Origin of the sequence: Tahibacter caeni, assembly GCF_024609805.1 — a bacterium.
GTDB lineage: Bacteria > Pseudomonadota > Gammaproteobacteria > Xanthomonadales > Rhodanobacteraceae > Tahibacter > Tahibacter caeni.
In genome coordinates, this window is sequence record NZ_JANFVR010000422.1 from 1 (window position 1) to 3458 (window position 3458).

4 protein-coding genes and 1 pseudogene are annotated in these 3458 nt (G+C 70.9%); all 5 read right to left on the bottom strand.

Going from position 1 to position 3458, the window contains the following annotated elements; translation table 11 throughout:
* A pseudogene (locus NON22_RS21930) lies at positions 1 to 191 on the bottom strand (hypothetical protein); the annotation flags it as partial.
* Between the two features lie 20 nt (positions 192 to 211).
* Positions 212 to 1141 (bottom strand): esterase/lipase family protein, encoded by a 930-nt coding sequence (locus NON22_RS21935; RefSeq protein WP_257389132.1) that lies wholly within the window; start codon positions 1139 to 1141, stop codon positions 212 to 214.
* A 470-nt stretch (positions 1142 to 1611) separates the two neighbouring features.
* Positions 1612 to 2427 carry an ABC transporter substrate-binding protein gene (locus tag NON22_RS21940; protein WP_257389133.1) on the bottom strand — a complete coding sequence of 272 codons (816 nt, stop codon included), beginning with the start codon at positions 2425 to 2427 and terminating at the stop codon, positions 1612 to 1614.
* Positions 2424 to 3014, bottom strand: coding sequence for a pyridoxamine 5'-phosphate oxidase (pdxH, locus tag NON22_RS21945; RefSeq protein WP_425508015.1), 591 nt, complete (start codon positions 3012 to 3014; stop codon positions 2424 to 2426). The genes NON22_RS21940 and pdxH overlap by 4 nt, the downstream gene beginning before the upstream one ends.
* Positions 3015 to 3056: 42 nt before the next feature.
* Positions 3057 to 3458: response regulator (locus NON22_RS21950; protein ID WP_257389134.1), on the bottom strand; the 402-nt coding region annotated here is incomplete at its 5' end.

Consider the following 3458-nt stretch of genomic DNA (forward strand, 5'->3'; position numbering starts at 1 on the left):
GAATCGGCGCGCGCGACGGCGGCCGCCTGCGGCACGCGCTGCGCGGCCGTGCTCGCCACGGCGTCGCGCGGCGCCGCCGGATCCGTGGATGCCGAAGACGTCGCCGCCGCCGGCGCGGGAACCGGCGGCGGCGTGTTTCGCGCCGGTCGCGCGAGCAGCAGCAGTCCGGCCAGGACTGCTGCTGCGATCACGCCCGCGGCGAAGCGCCGTTTCACAGCCCGGCCGATTTCAGCCGGTTCGCCTGCGCGCGCAGCACGCTGACCGGATCCGAGGCGAACAGGCCGCGCAGCGCCAGCACCTGGTTCACTTCGTCCAGGTGGTTCCAGGCGTAGTCGTCGCGCAGCACGACGCCGAGATGGCTGGAGCAGCGGCCGACGAGGCCGTCGTTCGCCTCGAAGCCGTAGAACAGACCGCCGGCGCCGAGCAGCGCGTCGGAGGCGTCGAAGAGGTTCGTCAGCACCGACGTGCCGCCGATCGAGTAGTAGCGCACGCCGTTGACGACGGCCGCGCCGGCGCCGCAGCTCGTCGTCGGCACGCCCTGCGGATGCAGCGCGTTGAACGAGGCCGAACCGGCCGTATTCAGCGACGCCAGCGCGGCGAGCGCGTACTGCGGATCGCTGTTGCCGGACAGGAAGCCGAGGAAGCTGCCCAGCGCATCGACGAAACCGGCGACGAGCGGACGCAGCGGCGAACCCGGCGGCAAGGCCGCGTCGAGGCCGTCGGCGACCTTGCTGCCCTTGTGCGGCGCGCCGACCGACGTGACCGACGCCACGAGATCCGGCCGCACCGAGGCGACGTAGCGGATCGTCGGCCCGCCGTGGCTGTGTCCGATCAGGTTGAACTTCGCATGGCCGTACAGCGCACGCAGGTGGTCGAGATCGCGGATCAGCTGCTCGCCGCGCAGCGCGCTGGAGTTCGCGGCGGACACGCTGGCCACGTAGACCGTCGCGCCGCCGGAACGCAGCTGCGACGGAATGCCGTACCAGTAGTCGTAGACGCCGAGCAGGCTGTCGAACCCGAGCAGCCCGTGCACGAGCACGATCGGATGACGCGTCTGCGTATAACCGGATTGCGCCAGAGCCGGCGCGACGAAACCAAGACACAGCAGGACGCCGAGCAGGCGTCCGAAGACGTGGCGCATCATACTTCCCTCTCCCAAGGGAAGCCCCGGAGCAACCGGTACTGCCGGCCTGTCGTCCCGAATCACTGCTCCTGCCGCGCGGATGATTCCCGTCTTCGGCGGGCCGCTCCCGCGGCCACTTCTGTCAACCGACGCCCGGCCTCGAACCCGAGGCCCTCCCAGCATGACGATCGATGGTTGGATTCATGGTGCCGGCGCGGACCGCGGCGGCCGGGCGACTCTACAACGCTCAAACGCAGATTTCAAACGGTTGTTTCATTCCGGCGCGAGACGCCGTCCGCACCGCCGCCCACGCACTTGGTTCGAGCGACCGCAGCCGGCGGGCTCGTGCGAGTGGCCGATGATTCCGTGGCCGCGGCAGTCGCCGCTGTTCGCCGCGGAGCGTTGCGGTCGCAGCGAAACCTCAGTCGTGCACGCCGACATTGCGGCGTAGCGCTTCGAGCTTTGCCTTTTCGACCCGATGACCGTGCTCACCGATGCGCGCCAACCCTCGCCCAGGCCGCGATCCGCGCGTGCAACGCATCGAGCCCGTCGAACAGCGCCGCGGGGCCGGGCTGCAGGATGATCGGCGACTTGATCTCGTGCAGTTCGCCGTCGCGCACGGCCGGTATCGCGTCCCAGCCGGGCCGCGCCGCGACGGCGGCCGGGCGGAAGCGCCTGCCGCACCAGGAACCGAAGATCAGGTCCGGCGCGCGGCGCACGACTTCCTGCGCGTCGGCGAGGATGCGGTCGCGGGCGAGGGATTTTTCCGCGAGCTCGGGAAACACGTCGTCGCCGCCGGCGATGCGCACGAGCTCGGCGACCCAGCGTATGCCGCTGATCGGCGGCTCGTCCCATTCCTCGAAATAGACGCGCGGTCGCCGCGGCAGTGCCGCCGCCGCAGCGGCTGTCGCCGCGACGTGCGCTTCGGCGCGCCGCGCGAGCGCTTCGCCGGCTTCGCTGCGGCCGACCATGCCGGCGAGGCGGCGGATGTAGCCGAGGATGCCGGCGACCGACCGATGGTTGCTGATCCAGACCTCGACGCCGGCCCTGATGAGCTCGCGCGCGATGTCGGCCTGGATGTCGGAGAAGCCGATCACGAGGTCGGGCTGCAGCGCGAGAATCTCGCCGATCTTCGCGCTCGTGAACGCCGAGACCTTGGGCTTTTCCTTGCGCGCGCGCGGCGGCCGCACGGTGAAGCCCGAGATGCCGACGATGCGGTCCTGTTCGCCGATCGCGTAGAGGACCTCGGTCGGCTCCTCGGTCAGGCAGACGATGCGCGAGGGATAGGGATCCGCCGCGTTCACGGATACAGCATGCGCCGCTGCCAGGCGCCGTCGCGCCATTCGTAGCGCTGGCGCTCGTGCAGGCGGAAATTCGCGCCGTACCAGAATTCGATGAGGTCGGGCCGGACCAGATAACCGCCCCAGTGCGGCGGACGCGGCACGTCGCGGCCGGCGAACTCGGCTTCGTACTGCGCGATGCGCGCCTCGAAGTCGCCGCGGTCTGGCAGGGTCTGCGACTGCAGCGACGCCCAGGCGCCGATCTGGCTGCCGCGCGGCCGCGTCGCGAAATAGGCATCGGAATCGGCTGCGGACAGCTGCTCGACGCGGCCTTCGACGCGCACCTGCACGCCGTCGCGCAGCTGTTTCCAGTGCAGGCACAGCGCGACCTGCGCGTTCGACGCGAGCTCCCGGCCCTTGGCGCTGGTGTAGTTGGTGAAGAAGCGCAGGCCGTCGGCGCCGACGCCCTTGAGCAGCACGATGCGCGAATGCGGCCGGCCTTGCGCGTCGACGGTGCTGAGGGTCATCGCACTGGGATCGGGATCGCCGCTGGCGGCGGCGGCAGTCAGCAGCGCGTTGAGTTCGGCCAGGGCCTCGGGACAGATGGTCACGGCAAATGATCCGGCGAAAGCGTCGATGCTACCACGCAGGACTCAGGCCACCGTGCCGCCGCCCTGCACGACGCGGGCGAACTGGCCGAAGTCGAGCGGCTTGGTCAGGTAGTGGTCGGAGCCTGCGGCCAGCGCCGCGGCGCGCGCCGATTCGGTCGCGTTGGCCGAGACCGTGACGATGCGCCCTTTGTAGCCTTGCGAACGCAGCTGATAGACCGCGGCATTGCCCGACAGGCCAGGCAGCTCGACGTCGACGAGGACGAGATCAGGCGCCTGCTCGGCAACCGCGGCGAGCGCCGCGGCCGCGGTGTTGGCCGTGCGCGCGACGACGCCGAGATCGCCGAGCAGCACTTCGAGCAGCGCCGCGACGTCGGGATCGTCGTCGACGATCAGCGCGGTCGTGCCGCGCCGGCGCGGCGCGGTGTCCTGCGCCGGCAGGCCGGC